Annotated in this window: 18 protein-coding genes; 10 read left to right on the top strand and 8 right to left on the bottom strand. The window is 70.8% G+C overall.

All coding sequences use genetic code 11. The features are described 5' to 3' along the window. The first annotated feature begins 348 nt into the window (after nt 1-348). Nucleotides 349-2,259, top strand: coding sequence for an AMP-dependent synthetase/ligase (locus tag ACFWXC_RS24960; protein WP_384482135.1), 1,911 nt, complete (start codon nt 349-351; stop codon nt 2,257-2,259). A gap of 12 nt (nt 2,260-2,271) precedes the next feature. Here ACFWXC_RS24960 and ACFWXC_RS24955 read toward each other — a convergent pair whose 3' ends face one another. Both ACFWXC_RS24955 and ACFWXC_RS24950 read right to left on the bottom strand, forming a co-directional pair. Continuing rightward, nucleotides 2,272-2,586 carry a PASTA domain-containing protein gene (locus ACFWXC_RS24955; protein ID WP_384482067.1) on the bottom strand — a complete coding sequence of 105 codons (315 nt, stop codon included), beginning with the start codon at nt 2,584-2,586 and terminating at the stop codon, nt 2,272-2,274. A gap of 246 nt (nt 2,587-2,832) precedes the next feature. Then, the gene (locus ACFWXC_RS24950; protein ID WP_384482065.1) at nt 2,833-5,034 is read right to left on the bottom strand and encodes an MMPL family transporter; all 2,202 of its coding nucleotides are present in this window, start codon (nt 5,032-5,034) and stop codon (nt 2,833-2,835) included. 311 nt (nt 5,035-5,345) lie between these two features. Here ACFWXC_RS24950 and ACFWXC_RS24945 point away from each other — a divergent pair, with 311 nt between their 5' ends. Next, on the top strand, nt 5,346-6,551 hold the full coding sequence (locus ACFWXC_RS24945; RefSeq protein WP_384482063.1) for a sensor histidine kinase: 1,206 nt from the start codon (nt 5,346-5,348) through the stop codon (nt 6,549-6,551). A 6-nt stretch (nt 6,552-6,557) separates the two neighbouring features. Here the strand turns inward: ACFWXC_RS24945 and ACFWXC_RS24940 are convergent, their stop codons facing one another. The 4 genes from ACFWXC_RS24940 to ACFWXC_RS24925 all read right to left on the bottom strand — a co-directional run bounded on the left by ACFWXC_RS24940 (nt 6,558) and on the right by ACFWXC_RS24925 (nt 9,254). Further along, the gene (locus ACFWXC_RS24940) at nt 6,558-7,232 is read right to left on the bottom strand and encodes a response regulator (RefSeq protein ID WP_384482061.1); all 675 of its coding nucleotides are present in this window, start codon (nt 7,230-7,232) and stop codon (nt 6,558-6,560) included. 8 nt (nt 7,233-7,240) lie between these two features. Next, a complete protein-coding gene (locus ACFWXC_RS24935) occupies nt 7,241-7,846 on the bottom strand; it encodes a TetR/AcrR family transcriptional regulator (protein WP_384482059.1) in 606 nt (201 codons plus the stop codon). A 30-nt stretch (nt 7,847-7,876) separates the two neighbouring features. Next, complete coding sequence (locus ACFWXC_RS24930) at nt 7,877-8,524, bottom strand: class I SAM-dependent DNA methyltransferase (protein WP_384482057.1); 648 nt, start codon at nt 8,522-8,524, stop codon at nt 7,877-7,879. Nucleotides 8,525-9,050: 526 nt separating this feature from the next. After that, entirely contained in the window at nt 9,051-9,254 is a 204-nt protein-coding gene (locus tag ACFWXC_RS24925; RefSeq protein WP_003992177.1) for a cold-shock protein, read from the bottom strand. 317 nt (nt 9,255-9,571) lie between these two features. On the opposite strand from ACFWXC_RS24925, the gene ACFWXC_RS24920 reads away from it, so the two are divergent. Continuing rightward, nucleotides 9,572-10,420, top strand: coding sequence for a menaquinone biosynthetic enzyme MqnA/MqnD family protein (locus tag ACFWXC_RS24920; RefSeq protein ID WP_384482056.1), 849 nt, complete (start codon nt 9,572-9,574; stop codon nt 10,418-10,420). A gap of 42 nt (nt 10,421-10,462) precedes the next feature. Next, nucleotides 10,463-12,196: a serine/threonine-protein kinase gene (locus ACFWXC_RS24915; protein ID WP_384482054.1), complete on the top strand. Its 1,734-nt coding sequence runs from the start codon at nt 10,463-10,465 to the stop codon at nt 12,194-12,196. 21 nt (nt 12,197-12,217) lie between these two features. Here ACFWXC_RS24915 and ACFWXC_RS24910 read toward each other — a convergent pair whose 3' ends face one another. Then, nucleotides 12,218-16,792, bottom strand: coding sequence for an FtsK/SpoIIIE domain-containing protein (locus tag ACFWXC_RS24910; protein WP_384482052.1), 4,575 nt, complete (start codon nt 16,790-16,792; stop codon nt 12,218-12,220). Nucleotides 16,793-17,029: 237 nt separating this feature from the next. Here ACFWXC_RS24910 and ACFWXC_RS24905 point away from each other — a divergent pair, with 237 nt between their 5' ends. After that, nucleotides 17,030-17,335, top strand: coding sequence for a WXG100 family type VII secretion target (locus ACFWXC_RS24905; RefSeq protein WP_351317920.1), 306 nt, complete (start codon nt 17,030-17,032; stop codon nt 17,333-17,335). 67 nt (nt 17,336-17,402) lie between these two features. Here ACFWXC_RS24905 and ACFWXC_RS24900 read toward each other — a convergent pair whose 3' ends face one another. Continuing rightward, nucleotides 17,403-18,095, bottom strand: coding sequence for a hypothetical protein (locus tag ACFWXC_RS24900; protein ID WP_384482050.1), 693 nt, complete (start codon nt 18,093-18,095; stop codon nt 17,403-17,405). A gap of 78 nt (nt 18,096-18,173) precedes the next feature. Between ACFWXC_RS24900 and ACFWXC_RS24895 the strand changes: the two genes are divergently transcribed. The 5 genes from ACFWXC_RS24895 to ACFWXC_RS24875 are packed head-to-tail and all read left to right on the top strand — an operon-like array spanning nt 18,174 to nt 21,600. Continuing rightward, nucleotides 18,174-18,479, top strand: coding sequence for a hypothetical protein (locus tag ACFWXC_RS24895; protein WP_365794984.1), 306 nt, complete (start codon nt 18,174-18,176; stop codon nt 18,477-18,479). Continuing rightward, nucleotides 18,476-19,747 carry a putative T7SS-secreted protein gene (locus tag ACFWXC_RS24890; RefSeq protein WP_384482048.1) on the top strand — a complete coding sequence of 424 codons (1,272 nt, stop codon included), beginning with the start codon at nt 18,476-18,478 and terminating at the stop codon, nt 19,745-19,747. Before ACFWXC_RS24895 ends, ACFWXC_RS24890 begins: the two co-directional genes overlap by 4 nt. Before the next feature lie 49 nt (nt 19,748-19,796). Further along, a complete protein-coding gene (locus tag ACFWXC_RS24885) occupies nt 19,797-20,375 on the top strand; it encodes a hypothetical protein (RefSeq protein ID WP_384482046.1) in 579 nt (192 codons plus the stop codon). Next, entirely contained in the window at nt 20,372-21,037 is a 666-nt protein-coding gene (locus ACFWXC_RS24880; protein WP_384482045.1) for a hypothetical protein, read from the top strand. The genes ACFWXC_RS24885 and ACFWXC_RS24880 overlap by 4 nt, the downstream gene beginning before the upstream one ends. Further along, nucleotides 21,037-21,600 carry a hypothetical protein gene (locus ACFWXC_RS24875; RefSeq protein WP_384482043.1) on the top strand — a complete coding sequence of 188 codons (564 nt, stop codon included), beginning with the start codon at nt 21,037-21,039 and terminating at the stop codon, nt 21,598-21,600. The genes ACFWXC_RS24880 and ACFWXC_RS24875 overlap by 1 nt, the downstream gene beginning before the upstream one ends. Nucleotides 21,601-21,615 lie beyond the last annotated feature (15 nt).

Raw genomic sequence — 21,615 nt, 5'->3', positions numbered from 1 at the left:
TCGCCCAACTGCTGACTCTGGAGTAAGGTTACCCAAGGTAAGTCTATGTCACAGCTGTCAAGGTCCGGAAGTGGGGCCTAATGTGAGAGGTCCTCACGTAACCTCCGGGATTGCACAGGCCCGGCCCCGGACCATCCCCGAAACCCCACAACCCCACCACAGCGGCCCCGTACGATCTCCAGTCCTAACCGCCGGTAACCCCTTTCTGAGGCCCGGCCCCGGTGAACGCCTCGGTGCGCGAGGCGCGTACGACATGCAGCAAGCAGTTCACCCGCTGCACGCCCGAGGAGCCGCCCCGTGTCCACTTCCTCTTTCCAGAACGCCGCCCCCGTCTCCACGGGTGCCGCGATCCAGGCCACGGACTACGACGGGAAGCCGATCCTGATCGAACCCCTCGTCCAGCGGCTGGACGGGGTGGTGCGGGAGGCCTCCGTACCGCCGTTCGCTCCGCCGGTGCGGCACGGCTCCCTCGCCGACCTGCCGTTCGAGAACGCGGAGGCCGAGCCCGGCGCGATCGTGCTCAGCCGCAAGCCGGCCGCGGGCGAGGGCCGGTGGGAGCAGGTGACGGCCGCCCAGTTCGCCGCGCAGGTGCTGGCGGTGGCCAAAGGGCTGATAGCGGAAGGGCTGATGCCGGGCGACCGGATCGCCGTCATGGCCCGGACCACGTACGAGTGGACGCTCCTCGACTTCGGCGCCTGGGCGGCCGGCCTGGTGACCGTCCCGGTCTACCCGACCTCGTCGGTCTTCCAGACCCGCTGGATCCTGCACGACTCCGGCGCCGTCGCCCTGGTCACCGAGACCTCCGCACAGGCCGCCGCGCTCGGCCCCGAACTGGACCGGCTGCCCGACCTGCGCCATCTGTGGGTGATGGAGAAGGCGCACGTGGACCGGCTCGCGGAGGCGGGCGAGCATGTCCAGGACCCCGAAGTGGCCGTACGGCGGGGCATGCTGGGCCCCGACACGCTCGCCACCCTCATCTACACCTCGGGCACCACCGGCCGCCCCAAGGGCTGCGCCCTCTCGCACGGCAACTTCTTCGCCGAGGTCGACAACGCGATCGAACTCCTCTACCCGATCTTCAAGGCCCGCAACGACGAGGAGGTCTCCATCCTCCTCTTCCTGCCCATGTCCCATGTCTTCGGGCGGATGGTGGCGATCGCCTGCATCCGTGCCGGGGTCCGCCTCGGCCACGCCCCCAGCCTCAAGGCCGAGGACCTGCTCCCGGACCTCGCCGCCTTCAAGCCGACCTGCCTGCTCACCATCCCGTACATGCTGGAGAAGGTCTTCAACACCGCCCGGGCGAAGGCGGAGGCGGGCGGCCGGGTCGCGGTCTTCGACCGGGCCACCGGGGTCGCCCAGCGGTACGGGGAGGCCCTGGAGGCCAGCCAGACCGGCACCGGCAGCGGCCCCGGCCGCGCCCTGAGGACCGCCCGCGCCTTCTACGACCCGCTGGTCTACCGCCGTATCCGCACCGCCATGGGCGGCCGGGTCCGCCACATCATCTGCGGCGGCTCCCCGCTGGGCCGCCGGCTCGCCGCGTTCTACGCCGGCGCCGGCATCGAGGTCTACGAGGGCTACGGCCTGACCGAGACCACCGCCGCCTCCACCGTCACCCCGCCGCTCAAACCCCGGCTGGGCACGGTCGGCTGGCCGATGCCCGGCACCAAGGTCCGGATCGCCGCCGACGGCGAGATCCTGGTCGCCGGCGAGCACGTCCTGCGCGGCTACTGGGACCCGCAGGCCGGCGGGGTCGTTCCGGCGACCCGGGACGGCTGGCTCGCCACCGGCGACCTCGGCGAACTCGACGACGAGGGCTACCTCACCATCACCGGCCGCAAGAAGGAGATGCTGATCACGGCCGGCGGCAAGTCGGTGGCCCCCGCCCCGCTGGAGAACTGGCTCCGCTCCCACCCGCTGATCTCCCAGGTGATGCTGGTCGGCGACGGACTGCCGTACGTCAGCGCGCTGATCACCCTCGACCGGGACGGCCTCACCCACTGGCGCCAGATGAACGGCAAGCACCCGGTACCGCCGGAACTCCTGCTGGACGACCTGGAGTTGCAGGCGATCCTGCAACGGGCCGTCGACGAGGCCAACAAGCTGGTCTCCCGCCCCGAGTCCATCCGCCGCTTCACGATGCTCCCCGTCGACTTCACCGAGGAGGCCGGGCATCTGACCCCCTCGATGAAGCTCCGCCGGGAGGCGGTCATGAAGGACTTCGCGACGGAGATCGAGAGCCTCTACGCGAAGGAGAGGTAGCCGGCGGAGCGCTCAGGGTCTCCTCGGGCACGCCTCGCCCGTCTTCACGACGCGTACGGTGACCGGCGTGGTGAGGCTGTGGCGGGCCGGCGGGGGCTGCTGTGAACAGACCCGCCAGTTCGAGCCCAGCACGGGGACACGGTGCCGGCCGAACGCGTCCGTACCAGCGAGCTGACGGAACCCCGCGTCCCGGGCCGCCAGTTGGGCCTGGCGCAGGGTCAGGCCACGCAAGTCCGGAAGCTCGGCCGTCTGCTGCCGCGCGTGCTGGGACAGGGCCAGCAGACCGAGGACGACCACAAGGGCCAGCAGGACGGGACCTTTACGCATGGGCGTCTCCCCCTCGGGACGGATTCGTGCGGGTTTCCGTTGTCGGAGGTCCGCGGAGCGCGGTCCGCGGAGCGCTGTCCGTGGAGCGCAGTCCGCAGTCCGCAGCCCGTGGAGCGCGGCGTGCAGTCCGCAGTCCGTGGAGCGCAGGACGTCGACCGCAGGCCGCAGGCCGCGGCGTGCGGCGTGCAGGCTGTGGTTCTGGTGTGGTGATGCGCCCGCACCCCGGGTGCGGGCGCATCGGTGGGCTCAGCCGACGCTGGTGAACCCGGCCTCGCTGTCCGCGGCTTCACGGTCCGCGGCGGTGGTGCGGGACAGGCGCTCGCCCTCGATGTCGACGTGCGGCAGGCGGCGGTCGATCCAGCCCGGCAGGGACCAGGCGCGGCGGCCGAGGAGGGCGAGGACCGCCGGGACGATCGTCATGCGGACCACGAACGCGTCGAAGACGACCGCCGCGGCCAGGCCCAGACCCAGCGACTTGATCATGGCGTCGTCACCGCCGATGAAGCCGCCGAAGACGAACGTCATGATCAGCGCGGCCGCGGTGACCACCTTGGCGCTGTGCCGGAAGCCCTCGACGATCGCCTCGCGCGGACCGGCCCCGTGGACGTAGGCCTCGCGGATCCGGGTGACCAGGAAGACCTGGTAGTCCATGGCGAGGCCGAAGACGATGCCGACCGTGAGGATGGGGACGAGGCTCATGATGGGGCCGGTGGTCTGCAGCCCGAACAGGTCCTTGAACCAGCCCCACTGGAAGACCGCGACCATCGCGCCGAAGGCGGCCAGGACGGACAGCAGGAAGCCGAGGGCCGCCTTGAGCGGTACCAGCAGGGAGCGGAAGACGAGGATGAGGACCAGGAAGGCCAGGCCGACGACGAGCAGCATGTAGGGGACGATCGCGTTGGCGAACTTCGCGGCGATGTCGATGTTCAGGGCGGTCGTGCCGGTCACCAGGGCTTCGGCACCGGTGGCGGCACGGGCGTCCGCGGTCTGGTCGCGGAGGGTGTGGACGAGGTCCTTGGTCGCCTCGCTGGAGGGGGAGCTCTTCGGGACGACGGTGATGATCGCCGTGTCGCCGGCCGGGTTGTAGACGGCCGGGGCGACCGCGATCACGTCCTTCGCCCCGCCCATGGTGCCGGTGAGTTCACCGACGGCCTTCTTCGCCGTCGCCGGGTCGGAGTCGCTGACGACGACCGTGAGCGGGCCGTTGAAGCCGGGGCCGAACGACTCGGCGAGCATGTCGTAGGCCTTGCGCTCGGTGGTGGCGGGGGGCTTGGAACCGTCGTCGGGCAGGCCCAGCTGGAGCTTGGTGGCGGGCAGGGCGATCAGGATCAGACCGGCGGCCGCGACGAGCAGCACCTTCCAGGGGCGGCGCAGGATGAAGACCGCCCAGCGTTCGCCGAGGGGCGTCTTCGTGACCGTCCGCGGCTTGCGGGCGGCGCGGCCGAGGACGCGTTCGGGGGCGAGGGCGAGCAGCGCCGGGACCAGGGTGACGGCGACCAGGACGGCGATGACGACCGCACCGGCGGCGGCCAGGCCCATGGCCGTGAGGATCGGCAGGTTCACCACGGCCAGGCCGACCAGGGCGATGACGACGGTCAGCCCGGCGAAGACCACGGCGGAGCCGGCCGTGCCGTTCGCCCGGGCGGCCGCCTCCCGGGCGTCGTGTCCGGCGGCCCGTTCGGAGCGGTAGCGGGAGACGATGAACAGCGCGTAGTCGATGCCCACCGCGATGCCGAGCATGGTCGCCAGCGCCGAGGTGCTGCTGTTGAGGTCGAGGGCGCTGGTCAGCGCGGTCAGGGAGCTGATCGTGATACCGACGCCGATCAGGGCCGTCAGCAGCGGCATGCCGGCCGCGGCCAGCGAGCCGAAGGTCATGACCAGGATCACCGCGGCCAGCACGAAGCCGATCGCCTCGGAGGAACTGCTGGACTCGGCGGCCGCCAGCGCGTCGCCGGATGCCTCGACGGTCAGCCCCTTGGCACGGGCCGCGTCGAGGGCGTCGTCGAGGTGCCGGTGGTCCGCGTCGGTGAGTTCGGTGGACTTGGCCTTGTAGGTGACCTGGGCGTATCCGGTGGTGCGGTCGGCGCTGACGGTCTTGGCGGTGAAGGGGTCGGTGACCGAGGCGACGCGCGGGGAGGAGTCCCGCAGGTCCTTCAGCAGCGCGCGGACCTCGGCCTTGGGGGCGCTGCCGGTCAGCTTCTCCCCGCCGGGCGCCCGCAGCACGACCCGGGCGCTCGCGCCCGAGGCGTTGGCGGCGGGGAACTTCTTGCCGAGCAGGTCGTACGCCTTCTGTGCCTCGATGCCGGGCAGGGTGATGTTCGAGTTGCCGCTGCCGGTGCTGTTGGCCGCCGCGGCGCCCGCGACGCCCAGCACGACCGCCCAGAGCAGCAGGACCAGCCAGCGGCGTGTGAAGGCACCCCGGCCGATCCGGTGCAGGAATGTAGCCATGAGGAAGACAGACTCCGAATGTCAGGACGTGAATGGACGTGAGGGGGCGGGGGCCGTGCGAAGCCCCTTGAGGCGACCGCCCTGACGGGCGGCGGTGCCCACGGGCGGCGGGCACGGGGCGGTGCTCCGGGCGGCCCGTCGTCGTCGGCGGGCGAGGGAAGGGCACCGGCGCCGGGGACCGCCTGTGCCCGGTCTCCATGCTGTGCCGACCGGCACCGCCGCCGTGTCGGCCGTTCGTCCGGGGTCTGCTCCGCCGTGTCGGTCATCCGGCCGACACCACCTGATCCGGCAGGTTTCCTACGCTGGAGAGCGTGGACTGGAAGCTTCCGTTCTCGCCGCTGGTACGACGGCTCCTCACCGGCGCCGCCGTGCTGGCCCTCGCCCTGACCTGGGTGGTCGACCTCGTCGCGCTGTACCAGCCGGGCGGGGCGAGCGCGCCCGCCCGCTGGCTGCCGGTGTTCGTCACCGGCCCGCTGGCCGTGCTGGCGCTGCCCGACACCCGCCGGTCGCCCTCGCTCACGGTCCGCGCGGTGGGTGTTGCCGCCATGTCCGCCGTGCTGACCTGCGTCTTCCTGTCCGTGTCGGGGAGAGTGGCGAACTGGGGCCTCCTGGAGACCCTCGCGCTGCTGTTCCTGATCGTCCGGGTGCTCGCCGAGACGGAGTCCGACCGCACCACGGCATGGACCGTCGCCGCCCTGGTCGCCGCCGTGCTGATGCTGCCGCTGCGCGGCCGTACGGTGGCCACTTTGGTGGCCGGGCAGTACGTGCTGACGGTCGCGCTCTCCCTGGCGGTCCTCATCGGCTGCTTCCTGCGCGCCATGGAGACCCGCAGACAGCGTGCCGTCCAGGACGTCCGGTACGCCGAGCGGCTCGCCCTCGCCCGTGACCTGCACGACCTCATCGCCCATCACATGACGGGGATCATCGTGCAGGCCAACGCGGCCCGGACCGTGCACGCGACGGCGCCCGAGAAGGTCGATCCGGCCCTGGAGGCGATCGCCCGGTCCGGGACGGAGACCCTGGAGTCGATGCGGCGCCTGGTCCGCGTCCTGCGCGAGGACAACCACCAGGCCCTGCGCCCCGCCGACCTGCTCTCCGGCCTCGGCGACCTCGTCACCGACTTCTCCGGGCGCCGCCCCGACGCCCCCGCCGCCCGGTTCGAGGCCGGCGCGGCGGCCCGGACCAGCAGGTTCAGCCCCGAGGTCGAGACCTCCGTGTACCGGGTGGTCCAGGAGGCCCTCACCAACGTGCACCGCCACGCCCCGGGCGAGCGGGTCGTCGTACGGCTGGACGCCGACCGGGACTGGCTCCATGTCACGGTCACCAACAGCCTGGGCCACCGCCGTACCGGCAATCCGGCGGGCGGGCAGAGCGGGCTCGGGCTGATCGGGCTGCGGGAGCGCATCGAGGCGCTCGACGGCGAGTTCTGGGCCGGGGCCGTCGACCCCGCCCAGTGGGAGGTCCGCGCCAGCGTGCCCCGCTCCCCGGCGGACCCGCCGCCCGGCCTGCCGGGATGAGCCCGCTCAGTGGTGCCGCGAGGTGACCACGCCGTGCTCCCAGGCCCAGGCCGCGACCTCCACCCGGTTACGGGCGCCGGTCTTGGACTGGATCCGGGCCAGATAGGTCTTCACCGACGACAGCGACAGGAACAGCGCCTCGCCGATCTCCTGGTTGGTACGGCCCACCGCCACCAGCCGCATGATCTCCGTCTCCCGGGTACTCAGCCCGGCCGTGTCCGGGCCGGCTCCCGGGCCGGAGCCCGCGCGCAGTTCCCGCAGCAGCCGGACGGTGACGGCCGGCGCGACCAGGGCGTCCCCGCGCGCCGCCGCCCGTACCGCCTCCACCAGCAGCGCGGGCGAGGCGTCCTTCAGCAGGAACCCGCAGGCGCCGAACCGCAGCGCGTCGCGTACGTAGTCGTCCTGGTCGAAGGTGGTGATGACGACGACGTTCGGGCCGTGGCCGCCGTTGCGTTCGCCCGTCAGCGTCCGGGTGACCTCCAGCCCGTCCAGCCGGGGCATCCGGACGTCGACCAGCACGACGTCGGGCTTCAGCCGCCGGGCCAGCTCCACGCACTCGACGCCGTCGCGGGCCACGCCCACGACCCGGATGCCCGGCTGGGCGTCGAGGATCATCTCGAAACCGGCCCGCACCAGCTCCTGGTCGTCGGCGATCACCACGTCGATCGTTTCGTCGGCCATGCGCGGCCCTACCCCGCCCGCCCCGCGAGCACCGGGATCGGTGCCGCGGTGCCCTCGTGCAGCATCCTGATGATCCGGTCGGCGTAGTCGGCGGGCGCCGTCTCGTCGAGGCTGTCGCGCGCATGGTCGTGCGCCATGCCGACGATCATGAGCGTGAGGTGTGCGGCGGCCGCGTTCCACAGCTGGTCCCGGCCGCTGCGCTCGGCGATCGCGTCCTCCAGCAGCAGCCGCTCCCGGTTCACCAGGTCCCACAGCCGCGCCCGCGGCCCGGGCGCACGGTCCAGCTGCGCCCGCAGCCGGCGGATCCGGGCCAGTTCCTCCGGGCCCAGGTCGAGAACGGCGCGCGCGGTCCAGCCCAGCGAGACGGCGACGTCCTCGCCCTCGGGCCGGGCCCGGAGCTGCCCGGCGAGCGCGCCGATGCTGCGCTCGACCGGGTCGAGGAGGATGGCGTCCTTGTTCGCGAAGTACCGGTAGACCGTGGAGACCGCCACCTCGGCCCGCTCGGCGACCTGCTCCAGGGTGGCCGCCTCGTAGCCGTCCCGCTCGGCGAGCGCGATCATGGCGTCGTAGATCGCGGCCCGGATCTTCTGCGCCTTTTTCTCCCTGAGCCCCACGCGGCAACCGTAACAGAATGGGAAGTCTTCTCATTTTTTACCGGCCTGCGCGAACAGGAAGGCCTGCGGGCTCGTTTCGGCGAGGGCGGTGTCGGCCTCCCGTACCGTCCTGGAGTGGAGCGTGAAGCCGGCCTCCGTCAGCAGGTGTGCCATCTCCTCCGGCCGTCGCCGCTCGAAGTCCAGCGCCACCGGATGCCCCCACGGATCCTCATGCCGCCGTGCCACGTCCCCCACCTGGAACGCGAGCAGCAGCCGGCCCCCCGGCCGCAGCACCCTCCGGAACTCCCCGAACAGCGCCGGCAGCCGGTCATCGGGCGTGTGGATGGACGAGTACCAGCACACCACCCCGTCCAGCGCCCCGTCCCCGACCGCCAGTTCCAGCATCGAGCCCGGTACGAAGCGGAGGCCGGGGTTCTCCCGGCGGGCGATGGCCAGCATCGACTCCGACAGGTCGAGCCCGAAGACCGACAGCCCTAGGCCCGCCAGCCGGGCGGTGACCCGGCCCGGCCCGCAGCCCAGGTCGGCCACCTCCCCGCCCTCGCCGACCAGCTCGGCGAACGCGGCCAACAGGGCCCGCTCCAGCGGCCGGTCGGCGAGGTCCGCGCGGAAGTGGTCGGCGTAGTCCTCGGCGACCGTGTCGTAGAAGGTGCGGGTGGCGGCAAGGAAGTCGGCAGTCATGCCCGCGGACCCTAACGGCCGCCACTGACAACGGCCCCTACGGACGACGGTCGCCACCGACAACGGTCCCTACGGACGACGGCCGCGACCGACAACGGCCCCTACGGACGACGGACGGCCGCCGACAACGGTCCCTACGGACGACGGACGGCCGCCGCCGACAACGGCCCGGTTCGCCCGCGGCGCGTGGCCACCGGCCGGCCCGGCCGACCCGGCGGAGCCGTCGGTGTCCGGCGTTCGGGTGATCGGGGCGGGGAGGGCATTACGTCGTAAGGGGTAGGCAGGTGACCGCCGGGTCACGCGGGAAGGGCGTCGAATTGAACCCGGGGGATTTCTGACGCGTCGCGGGGATGTTCCGCATTTCTGCGGAAGTGACGGTGTCCGGCGCCGTATGCGCATGCGTATGCCTGACGCGGCGCATTCGGGTCGGCGGGAAAAGGCAGGAGCCCCGTCGCCGGAAGGCGCGGGGCTCCTTGGGTACTGCACTCAGTCTGAGATCAGACTTCGGGTGTCTGGATCAGTGAGATCAGACGGGGGTGACGTTCTCCGCCTGCGGGCCCTTCGGACCCTGCGTGACGTCGAAGCTCACCTGCTGGTTCTCCTCGAGCGAGCGGAAGCCGCTCGCGTTGATCGCGGAGTAGTGAACGAAGACGTCCGGGCCGCCGCCCTCTTGGGCAATGAAGCCAAAGCCCTTTTCGGCGTTGAACCACTTAACGGTTCCGGTAGCCATAAGCCCTCCTTGGGCCCAAAGGGTCGCCCTGCTCCAGAACCTGCAAGTGTGAAAACAAACTAAGTGCCGCACAACTGCATACGTCTGAAAACGACGAGAGCCTGCGGTTACATGCTCCGCAGGCTCTGTACTGCAAGGGAAACCAAACTGCAACTTGCGGCGAGCCTAGCATGTGGGCAGCCGAAAGCAACAGAGGCCAAGATCACGTCACCCGGACGTTTGAAAGGCCTCGCAAGTGGGTTGACGCCCGGGGTGGCTTCGGTGCCGACGGCAGGGGCGGTCTCAGCACCGTACCTCATGGGGTCTAGTCTCGCGATGTGGACAATTCTCGCACCCGGCCGCGCGTCGGCCACATCCAGTTCCTGAACTGCCTGCCCCTCTACTGGGGGCTCGCGAGAACCGGCACCCTCCTCGACTTCGAGCTGACCAAGGACACCCCTGAGAAGCTCAGCGAGCAGCTGGTGCGCGGCGACCTCGACATCGGGCCCATCACCCTCGTCGAGTTCCTGCGCAACGCCGACGACCTGGTCGCCTTCCCGGACATCGCCGTCGGCTGCGACGGCCCGGTGATGTCCTGCGTGATCGTCTCGCAGGTCCCGCTGGACCAGCTGGACGGCCGCCGGGTCGCCCTCGGTTCGACCTCGCGCACCTCGGTCCGCCTGGCCCAGCTGCTGCTCGCCGACCGCTACGGCGTCCAGCCCGACTACTACACCTGCCCGCCCGATCTCAGCCTGATGATGCAGGACGCGGAGGCGGCGGTGCTCATCGGCGACGCCGCCCTGCGCGCCAACCTGCTGGACGCCCCGCGCTTCGGCCTCCAGGTGCACGACCTCGGCACGCTGTGGAAGGAGTGGACGGGCCTGCCGTTCGTCTTCGCGGTGTGGGCGGCGCGCCGGGACTACCTGGAGCGTGAGCCGCACATCACCCGCGAGGTGCACGGCGCCTTCCTCGACTCCCGCAACCTCTCCCTGGAGGAGGTCGCCAAGGTCGCCGAACAGGCCGCCCGCTGGGAGGCCTTCGACGAGGCGACCCTGGCCCAGTACTTCACCACCCTCGACTTCAGCTTCGGCGCACCGCAGCTGGCGGCGGTGGCGGAGTTCGCCCGCCGGGTCGGGCCGACGACCGGTTTCGCGGCGGATGTGAAGGTCGATCTTCTGGGGGCCTGACAGGCAATAGGCTGCTGCCCGGACTTACTGGGGGGTGGGGGCATGCAGCCGCTGGCGGGTGACGAACCTACGACTGTCGGGCCGTACCGGCTGCTCGGCCGGCTCGGTGCCGGCGGCATGGGCCGCGTCTATCTGGGCCGTTCGGCCGGCGGCCGGACCGTCGCCGTGAAGATCGTGCACCCGCACTTCGCCCTGGACGAGGAGTTCCGGGCCCGCTTCCGCCGCGAGGTGGCGGCCGCCCGGCGGGTCGGCGGCGCCTGGACGGCACCCGTCCTGGACGCCGACCCGGACGCGCCGGTGCCCTGGGTCGCCACGGCCTACGCGGCGGGCCCGTCCCTGGCCGCCGCCGTCGTGGACGGCGGCCCGCTGCCCGCGCATTCGGTACGGGCGCTGGGTGCCGGCCTCGCGGAGGCGCTGGCCGCCGTGCACGAACTGGGCCTGGTGCACCGGGACGTGAAGCCGTCGAACGTACTGCTGACCCTCGACGGCCCGCTGCTCATCGACTTCGGCATCGCGCGGGCCACGGACGGCACGGCCTCGCTGACGTCGTCGGGCGTCTCGATCGGCTCACCGGGATACATGTCCCCCGAGCAGATCCTCGGCAAGGGCGTCACCGGCGCCGCGGACGTCTTCTCGCTCGGCGCGGTGCTGGCGTATGCGGCGAACGGCCGGCCGCCCTTCCCCGGGGACTCCTCGGCCGCTCTCCTCTACAAGGTCGTCCACGAGGAGCCCGAACTCGGCGCGCTGAGCGGAGAGCTGCGGGAGGTCGCCGAGGCCTGCCTGGTGAAGGAGGCGGGGGCGCGGCCGGCCCCCGCGGAGGTGGCCCGGCGGCTGGCTCCGGAGGGGGCCGCGCGGCTGGTGACCGGCGGGTGGCTGCCGGGGGCGCTGGTGGAGCGGGTCAGCCGGAGCGCGGTGGAGGTGCTGAACCTGGAGGTGACGGGGCCGGGAGCGGCGGTACCGGCGTCCGGGCCGGTGGACTTCAGCACGCCTTCGGTCGACGCGTCCGGGGGCGCTTCCACGGGTGCCTCTGCCGGCGCTTCCACGGGTGTTTCTGCCGGCGCTTCTCCGGGTGTTTCTGCCGGCGTTCCCGCGGTGGGGGCGTTCGGGCCACCGCCGACGGTGCCGCCCGCGGTCGTACCCGAGCCGCGTGACGCCGTGCCCCCGGGCGTACCCCCGGGGAAGGTCTCGGTGAGCGTCGCCGCGACCGCCGTACCGGCGGGGGAGGGCGGGCGCGGGCGCCGGGTCAGCTGTACGGTCGCGCTCGCCGTGGCCGGGGCGCTGGCGGTGGTGACCGTCGGGGCGGGATTCCTGCTGAAGCCCTACCTCGGCGACGACGGCGGCGGACCGAACAACGACAGCAGCGCCACCGGCACATCACCCTCGGCGTCCTCCTCGTCCTCGGCGTCCTCGTCGGGCGGCGGACCGGTCCCGGCCGCCTACCTGGGCACCTGGGAGGGTTCGGCCACCGCCCTGGACGGCAATCTGCCCATCGGCACCTTCCGGGTCACCGTCCAGCAGGCCAAGGTCGGCCGGGAGCTGGGCCGGCTGCGCCAGACCGACCAGCTGGGCGGGGTCTGTACGGACGTACTCACCCTGAACTCGGTGACCGCCGAGAAGCTCGTCGCGACGTCGAAGGGCGTCGAGGGCAACCACGACGGCTGCGACCCCGACCCCACCACGGTGTACCTGACCCCCAGCCACGGCGAGCTGATCTACACGTCCGACAGCTCGGCGGAGGGGAACCCGGTGGCGGTGATGTCGAAGACGGGGGACTGAGCCCCCGCCTCACGACCACGACTACTGCGGGGTGGTCACCGTGACGTGCTCACCGCTGCCCAGGTGCAGCATGCCCCGGCCGGGCTGGATCGGGCCGCCGACCATCGCGCGGGTCGTCCGGACGCCGATCAGCTCGCCCGAGCCGGACTCCTGCGGGGAGAGCAGGATGCCCCGGCGGGCCTTCTTGGCGTCGACCTGCCAGCCGGAGAAGCCGTCGCAGATCTCGTCCTCGTCACCGGCGATGACCACGGCGAGCCCCTCCTCGACGCCGCTCTCCACGATCCGCTTGAAGACGTCCTCGGCGTCGCAGTCGTCCAGCACCTCGGCGTCGTCGACCAGGACCACGATCGGCTCGGCCGGCGACGCCGACGCGATGACCTCGGTCAGCTCGTCCTCCTCGATGTCCCGCCCGGTGAAGACCTTCAACACGCCTTCCTGGCCTTCGAGTTCGCGCAACGGGGACATCCGGGGCGCCGCGACGACGATCCGCACGCCGCCCGCCAGGTAGGAGCGGGCAAAGCCCAACAGGGTCGTGGAACGGCCCGACTTGGCGGGACCGCCGATCACGAACGCGGGCACGCCCTGCGCCAGGTCCGGCCCGAAGGCCGTGAGTTCGTCGCCGCCGACGCCCACCAGGGCCCACAGCGGTGCGGCCGCCACCGCCGGATCCCGCATCGCCCAGGCGTCCTCGAAGGAGATCCGGCTGGGCAGCACGTCCACCCGGAACGGGCGCCGGGAGCGCGGCACCTGGGCGTCCCGGGCCGCCGCCGCCTCGCCGATCGCGACGATCGCGGCGGCCTGCCCCTGACCGGAGGTGTCCGCGGACAGCAGCGCGAACTGCGTCTCGGCGGCCGTCTCGCTGCGGAAGGCGCGGCCGGGCGGGATCTCCTCGGGAACCTTGCGGGAGTTGATGTCCAGCATCGAGAAGTCGGCGCGGTCGGCGAGCCGCAGACCGTACTTGTCCTCCGTGAGGGAGGAGATCCGGCCGGCCAGGATCTGCCGGTCACCGGTGAGCACGAGATGGATACCGACGCTCGCGCCCTCCCGCATCATCACCATGATCTGGTCGGTGAGATCACCGTGGTTCAGCTCGCCGAGGGTGGGCAGCCAGCCCTCCCAGCGGTCCAGGAGCAGCACGATGTGCGGCAGCCGCTCCGCCTCCGGCACGGCGGCCCGCTGCTCGCCGATGTCCGCGAACCCCGCGTCGGCCAGCAGCTCCTGACGACGGCTCAGCTCACCGGAGAGCCGGGACATCAGCCGCTCGACGCGCTCGGTCTGGTTACGGCCGACGACCGCACCGCAGTGCGGCAGCCGGGTCAGCGCGTTGAGCGCGCCGTTGCCGCAGTCGATGCCGTACAGGTGCACGTCCGCACAGGAGTTGGTGCGGGCCAGCGACCCCGCGATGGTGCGCAGCACCTGGGAGCGTCCGGTGCGCGGGGCACCGGCGATGATCAGGTGCCCGAAGCTCGCGAAGTCGACGGCGACCGCACGGCGGGCCTGGTCGGCGGGCAGGTCCTCGACACCGTAGGGGGCGGCGGGCAGCGTGCCCTGCGCCGGTACGGCCGGCACGTCGTCGAGCAGCAGCATGTCGTCCAGGGCGGGCAGCCACGGCGAGTGCTGGGCCGGGATGGCGAGCGCGGTGTTGGCCTCGCGCACGGCGTCCACCAGCACCTTCAGGTCCGTGATCTCGTCGTCCTCCTTGGCCTCGGACTTGGGCTTGCGCAGCGCGGCCCGCCCGAGGTCCTGCCAGGACAGCGCCCCGGCCCAGGGCGCGAGGGTCGCGGGGTCGGCCGCCCCGGGGCGCCGGCCGCCGACCCGGCCCGACTGGAAGGGGATCAGCGAGGCGTGCCCGAGCCGGACGTACGCCCGTCCCGGCGTGCTCTTCGCGATGTGCCCGGCGTCGGGCGCGTCGATGACGTCCGTCGACTCACCGGCGTCGGTCACGCGCAGCGCGATCCGCAGGTTGGTGTTGGCGCGGATCTCGGGGGACACCACACCGGACGGCCGCTGGGTGGCCAGCAGCAGATGGATCCCGAGGGACCGGCCACGCTGGGCGATGTTGACCAGCCCCGCGACGAAGTCGGGAAGGTCCCGCACCATGGACGCGAACTCGTCGATGACGATGAGGAGCCGGGGGACCGGCGGCCGGGACGGATCCCTCCGCACCAGGTCCTGGTAGTCCTCGATGTCCTTGGCGTCGGCGGCGGCGAGGATGTGCTCGCGGCGCTTCAGCTCGGCGCCCAGGGATTCGAGGGCCCGCTCCACGAGATGGGCGTCGAGGTCGGTGACCATACCGACGGTGTGCGGCAGCTTCACACAGTCCTTGAACGCCGAGCCGCCCTTGTAGTCGACGAGCACGAAGGTCATGTTCTCCGGCGTGTTCGCCACCGCCAGCGCGGCCACGATGGTCTGCAGCAGCTCGGACTTGCCGGAACCGGTCGTACCGGCGATGAGTCCGTGCGGCCCGTCGCGCCGCAGGTCGATGCCGAACGGGCCGTCGTACGACTCCCCGATGACCGCCATCGTCGACTGGCCGCCCATCCGCCACCGCGCGGCGATCGCGTCCCGGCTGGGCGGCTCCAGCTGGAGCACGTCGAGGAGCCGGCTGGCGGCGGGCAGCGCCGAGTCCTCGGACTCCCCGCTGATGTCACGCAGCGGCGACAGGGAGCGGGCGAGCCGGGCGCACCAGGCGGGGGAGACGAAGTCGGGCCGTACCTCGCGCTTGCGCAGCGCCCCGCTCTGCTCGACCCGCAGCCGCAACTCCAGCTCCTGCGGGGCCTGTTCCGCACCCTGCCGGTCCTGCTGGGCCTGCGGGTGCCAGGCCTGGAAGGAGGGGAAGCCGCCGGCCGCCTGCTGCGCCACGGCCGTCGCGGGGGCGTCCTTGGCCGCCACCGGCTCGGCGACGACGACGCCCTGGCACTCGCCAGGCAGGAACCGCTCCTCCTCGTCGAGACAGATGGAGCGCAGGGCCACCCCCGGCCCTTCCTTCAGCAGCCGCACCACACCCGGCATGGACCGCAGCCGCCGCGACCCGTCCCACACGATCACGATGTCCGGATCCGAGAAGGCGGGCCCGTCAATCTTGCTGCGCCCGCCCTGCTGGAGGGCCTTCTGCCGGCCGTCGAGGAGCTGGGTGAGCTCGCCGACGCGGGCGGCGACGGTCTCGGAGTCGGTGCCGATGAGCACGTTCACGTCCTGGCCGCCGCCGGGACGGGAGTGCGGCAGCCAGCGCACCCAGTCCCAGCGGGTGCCGGCGTCGTTGTCGGTGAGGACGTAGAACTGCACGTCCATCGGGCTGTGCAGGACGGCGGTCTGGGCGACCGCCCAACGCCCCATCGCGTGGGCCGCGTCACCGGGCCCGGCGACGCCGATGACCCCGAGGTCGCGCAGCGACAGGGCGACCGGGGCGTCCTCGATGTACCAGCGGACCTTGCGCTTGTGCTCGTCCTGCTCGGGGTCGTCGAGTTCGACCTCGGAGGGGACGCGCCCGGTGCCGAAGCGGATCAGCAGATGGTCGGCGTCGGTGCGGCGCCGCTCCCAGAGCCGGGTGCGTGGCCCCGTGCCGTACGTCAGCACGGCGGCGGGGTCGGGCACGGCGGCCCGCCGGTCGCTGCGTTCGGTCTTCAGGGCGTCCTGCGCGTCCTCCTCGATCCGGCCCTTGTGCTCCTTGTACTCCTTCAGCTGCTTGGCATGGGACTTGCGCCCGTGCTTCTTGTCCATGAAGTAGTTGCCGAAGAGCATGATCGGGCTCATCACGGCCATGATCAGGTAGTACCAGCGGTGGAACATGAACACCGAGACCACGGCACCGACGAGCGGCAGCACCGCCATCAGCCAGGGCAGCGGACGGGCCTCGTAGTCGCCGGGCGGGTTCGGGAGCGAGAAGTGCGTCTGGTGCTCGGCGGGGCGCAGCCGCGGGGGCCGGTTGTAGTCGAGCCCGGCACCGTCGTCGGACCACTTGAGGGCGGCGTTGGGCGGCGCGTACCCGGTGATCTCCAGCAGGGTGTTGCCGAGGGCGAGCTGGGAACCGAGCGGCCAGTCGCCCTCGCCCCCGAACTCCTCCCCGTCCAGCCGGGCGCCGTCGCCGTGCGTCTGGACTTTGCAGGTGCCGTCGATGGCGATGGTGAGGGTGGCGGCGCGGGCGGACAGCTCCGGGTCCTCGACACGGATGTGGCAGGCGGGGCCGGTACCGATGTCGTACCGCCCGACACCGAGGCGGTGCACGGCGCCGGCGGCGGGACCGCCCGCGACCCGGAACTCGACGATGCCGGTGGGCTCGCCGAGCAGACACCCGGCGGGGTCGTGCAGGCTGACGACCACGCCGTCGCGCAGCGGCGAGCCGACGACGGTGGCGGCGGCGTCGAGGGCGTAGCCGTCGACGTAGGCGAGCGGACCGCTCGCCTGGACGGCCGCGGCACCCCTCGGTGTTCCGATGGGTATGACCTGGGCGACCTCGCCGTGGTCCGGGTAGCCCAGACCGACCTGCCGGGCCAGCTCCCGGGCCACGTCACCGACCGTCGACTCGGGATCCGCGTCGAGCACGACGTCGGCGGTGGCACCGCCGACCGGGTCGACGACGGTCAGACTCAGGCGCACGTTCGTCCTCCTCGCAGGCCCGGCACATTCGGTGTGACCTTAGCCGGACGGGCTTTCCCGGGCGCAACGGGATTGCGCCGGTTCACGATTCCCTCGCACGAGGCCCCTGCGGCCACGTGCCTCCCACCCGTAGGATCTTTGCTCATGGGACGGCCGGGTCAGGACCGGCCGATCCATCGGAGCAAGCCACGGGGGCGAGCCCTGGGGCGGCCACAACACAACGGGAGGGATGCCGACATGGGCAAGGGCAAAGACACGGACCTTACTTATGCCGAGATGGAGAAGGTCGCCGGCGACCTGATCAAGGACATGCACGAGCTCGAGGACAAGATCAAGAACATCGAGAAGCGTGTCTCGGCACTGGTGGAGGAGGGCTTCACCACCCAGAAGGCCTCGGGAGCGTACGACGACTCCATGAAGGACTTCACGAAGGGCGCGACGAAGACGATCCAGGGCCTGCACGGGCTCTCGGACTTCCTGAAGAAGGCCAAGGAAGCGTACGAGCAGCTGGACGACCAGCTGGCGAAGCAGGCCAAGGGTTAGTAAAGTCCGGGGTCTTTGAACGACTGGGTGCGACGGAGTGCGTCAAGTGCTCCGTCGCACCCGGCTGTCAGGCCTCGGTGGCCTGGGTCTCGCCCGGCTGCGGATGACGCATCAGGTAGGTGTGCAGCTCGCTGCGCCACTCCTCGGTCGTGAGCGTGAGCCACGAACCGTCCTTGAAGCGCAGGAGCAGCCGGTCGTTCTCGAACGCGGGGAGGGGGTCGGCGAGGGTGGCGTCCCCGGCCGGAATCTCGGCGACGACCTGCATGAGTGCGTCCCGGCGGATGGACACGCGTGTGGGCGGAGCGGCCAGCAGGATGCGGTCCCCGGCAAGGGCGACCAGGCGTTGGTGGTGGGAGGAATGGCTGTACCACTGCAGGAGGAAGCGGCCGGCGGCCCCGTTCCAGTCACCGTCGAAGGTCTTGTCGAGACCGAGTTCGACGACGGCCTGGTCCCGCCGCTTCTCGTCGAGTTTCGCGGCGCGGTGGCGCTCCTGTTCCCCTGTGGTCGACAGCATGCGCTTGAGGGCCTCCTCACCGGCGCCGAGGAGACTCAGCAGCTTGCCGATGAACAGCAGGGGCGATCCCAGAGCGACGCCGAGCATGCCGAGCGGTCGTATGGAGGCAGGACGCAACGGCCCGGATCCTGCTGCCCTGTGTGCTTCGGCGGGCGGCTCGGGGATCTTGCCGATCGTGCACCAGGCTGCTGCGTCGGGCGATACGCCGAGTCGGTCCCGTACGGTGCGGTCGGTGCTCGTGGACAAATCCGTTCCACCTTCCAAGTCGTTTGCCGAAGGAAGTCTCGCGGCAGTGTCTCATGTCCATGATGGGGGATTTTTTCAATGGCGGACAGAATCAGGTACGACCTCGACATGATCAAGGGGTGCTCTCGGACGCTGGGCAAGCTCCACAATGAGTTTGATCAGCACGGGAACCCTGCGGACGGTTACGAGGACGAACTGGGGCATGGTGGCCTGAAAGACGCCTTCGACGAGTTCAGTACCACGTGGAAGAAGACGCGGAAGACACTGTCGAAGGAACTGAAGAAGCTGGCCGAGTACACCGGAGCCGCGGCCCAGAAGTACGAAGAGATCGACCATGAGTTGGCCAAGGCAATTGCCGATAACACGGGGAAGGGCAAGAAGTGAGCAGGCGATCCGGTGACTGGCCGCCGCTGTGGGACGAGGATCCCACTCCGGGGGATCCTGACGAAGTCGCGGCCCTCGGGCGTAAGTTGCGGCAGATGGCCGACATGATCGACGAGCAGGCACGGGTCATCAAGGCGCTGTCCTCGGTGGAGGGCTGGGACAGTGACGCCGGCCGGGCCTTCAACGAGATCGCGGACGGTGCCGGTGACCGGTTGAAGAAGGCGTTCGAACGGTACGACGAGGCGTCCAAGGCCGTGGGTACCAAGGTGGCCGAAGGTGAATCAAAGGAATTCGCCGGAGAGTTGCAGCGGTCTCAGAAGAAGGCCGACAAGGCCTTGGCGGATTACCGTGAGGCCAAGTCCGATCACGATCTGGCCGACCGGGAAGTGAAGAAGTTCACGGACAAATACCTCGTCAGCCAGATACCCGAGGCGGACAAGCCCGAGTACGAGCGCTGGGAGAGGAAGCGCGACGACGCGCTGCACCGCATCGGCCAGGCGCGTAAGGAAGTCAAGGACGCCAGGGACATCTTCGACGACGCCGGAGACCGTGCCGCCCGCCGTATCAAGGATGTGGTCCACCACGACGCGGTGCGTGACCCGGGCGGATTCATGAACTGGCTCGCCGACTGGGCGGACACGTTCTCCAACATCTCCGCGATCCTCTCCGTCCTCGCGGTCATCTGTGCGTTCATCCCGCCGCTGCAGTTCCTGGTGCCCATCTTCGCCACCCTCGCGGTGCTCACCAGCGCGGCGGCCCTGGCCGGTCACGCGTACGACATGACGGTGCGTGGTGGGAAGGTCAACTGGCTGAAGCTGGGAACGGACTTCCTCGGAGTCCTCCCGGGGCTCGGCGCGCTCAAGGGTTTCAAGGCCGTGTCCAAACTCAAGGGCCTGGCCAAGCTCAAGGCCTTCGGTAAGGCCGGTACCTGGGGTGAGGCTTCCCTCCGAGGGCTCGACGGTATCGGGCACAACTTCCTCAACGGCCTCAGCGTGGGCTTGACGAACAAGGTCCTTGCCCAAGGCCTCAAAGTCGGACAGAGGCTCAACATCGCCGGGCTGCCGGAGAGGTTCGCGCCCATCGGCGGAAAGCAGATCACCGCGGTCATCAAGGGGAACGGCCTCGCGAGCGCGCTCCACCGGATGTTCAGCGGTGAGAACGGCGGGACCACTGGTTACCAGGAGCCGGAAACGGCCAAGCCGACCCCGACTCCGAGCCCGTCGCCCCAGCCTTCGCCGAAGCCGTTCCACGCGGCTCTCGCCGCGTAGCCGTGGCGGTTCGAAGACGGTGCACACCGCATGAGAGGAGGCGATCCGCGTGAGCGACTCGACCGACCTTGACGAAGGGGAATTCGTCGGCCGCAGGGGCACGGATCCTGTCCGGCTCGTCCCCGGTGAGGTGATCGCCGCGGTCCCTGCCGCCAAGGCGCTCGCAGAACGGTCGGGCAGAGAAGTCCGCTTCGACTTCCTGGACGACGGAGCGGTCCTTCGTATGCTGCGGCTTCGGCACGAGGACGAGACCGCGATGTTCAACGCGGGGTTCAAGACCGGCGTTCCGTTGGCGATCACCGGCTTCGGCGCCGCGGTGTACTGGGGTGGCGTGGTCCAGTACTGGGAGTCGGACACCGCGCGTGTCGTCTTTGCGGCCGTGGCCGCCGGCGTCGTACTGATCCTGCTCGCCGTGTACGTACGCACCGCCGTGACCCACTGGGGCGACCCGGTACGCCAGAATCTCCGCGCCCGGGCGCGGAGATATCGCGAGCTGGCGCATCTTGCGCGCAGGGAAGGGGCGGACATTCCTGCCCACTATCCCCACTACGGGCCGTATCCCTTCGCGGCCACGTTCCATCCCGAAGCGGATGAACCGGAAACCATCGATGGAGAAGGCCTGTCGTGAGCGCCGTAGCAACTGAAGAGGATGTCCAGGGCTCGATCGGTGGGCCGGGCATCGATGTCCGCTGGATCATGCCGGAGGGCTTCTTCGAGATTCCGATGGACTCGGAGAGCCTGGAGGAGACCGCCGAGCAACTCGTCGAACTGGCCCGCGCCGTGATGCCGGAGGCCACCTTCGACGTGCAACTGGAGTGGGCGGTCATGGTCGCCGCGCACTACGACTCCTTCGTCGAGGCCGGCATCCAGTACTCCGGCTTCGTCCTGACAGAGGTCGACGGGGAGCGGTGCACGGCGACGGTTTCCGTCAGCATGACCGATCTGGACGAGAGGGCCGGCGCGCATCCCGTAGGGTTCCTGGGCTCGACGATGCGTCACCTCAGCATGGGAGAGGTCAGCGAGATCGAGCTGCCGTGCGGTCCTGCGGTCTCCTGCATCGGGACCCGGAAGGGGAGCCTTCCCGGCAGTCTCACCGCGTCCGGAGCCGACGAGCCGGTGGTGACCTCCTTCATCCAGGTCCAGATACCGCTCAGCAACGGGACGGTCCTGCTTCTGGAGATGGGCACCCCCACACCGCAGGCCTGGGAGGTCTTCTCGGCCATGTTCGCCGGCGTAGTGAAGAGCGTCCGCCTGTTCAACGAGGCGGGCAAGCCGATGGTGATGTCCTGATGACCGCGGAGCCCGACGCCACGGCACCTCCCAAGGACTATCGGCTCCTGGTCCCCCGGGACTGGTTCCGCATCGATCTCACCCAGGACCGCTGGCGTTCCCAGCTGAAGACGTTCGTGGACCACCAGGCCGAGGGCAGGAACGTTCCGGCGGAGCTCAAGCAGGAGGCTTGGGCCACCCTGCGCAACACCGCCGAGGCCGGGGTCAGAACCGGTGCGCTGGAGTTCTTCCTGAGACCGGAGCTGGAAGGCGGCGGCATCCTGCCCGCTTCGCTCATCGTCTCCTTGATTCCGCGCCCCGGGGGTCTGACCCCCCGGGACCTTCAGGAATCGCTCCAGGCGAAGCAACGGCAGAATCCGGCCGAGGTAGAGGTCTCGATCGTCGCCCTTCCGGCAGGGGAGACCGTGCAAGTCCTCGGCCCGACGACTCTGGACCTGTATGTCCAGATGCCCGGTGGCGTCGGCTATCTGGCCCTGGCGTTCGCGGTGCCGCTCAGCGGAGTGACCGGCCCCATGCGCAGACTCTGTGACTCGATCGCGGAGTCGTTGCGGTGGATCGCATGAGGACCACCGCTTCCG

It is taken from the genome of Streptomyces sp. NPDC058683 (assembly GCF_042716195.1).
Classification (GTDB): Bacteria; Actinomycetota; Actinomycetes; order Streptomycetales; family Streptomycetaceae; genus Streptomyces.
This window is presented reverse-complemented; position numbering and strand designations above follow the sequence as displayed.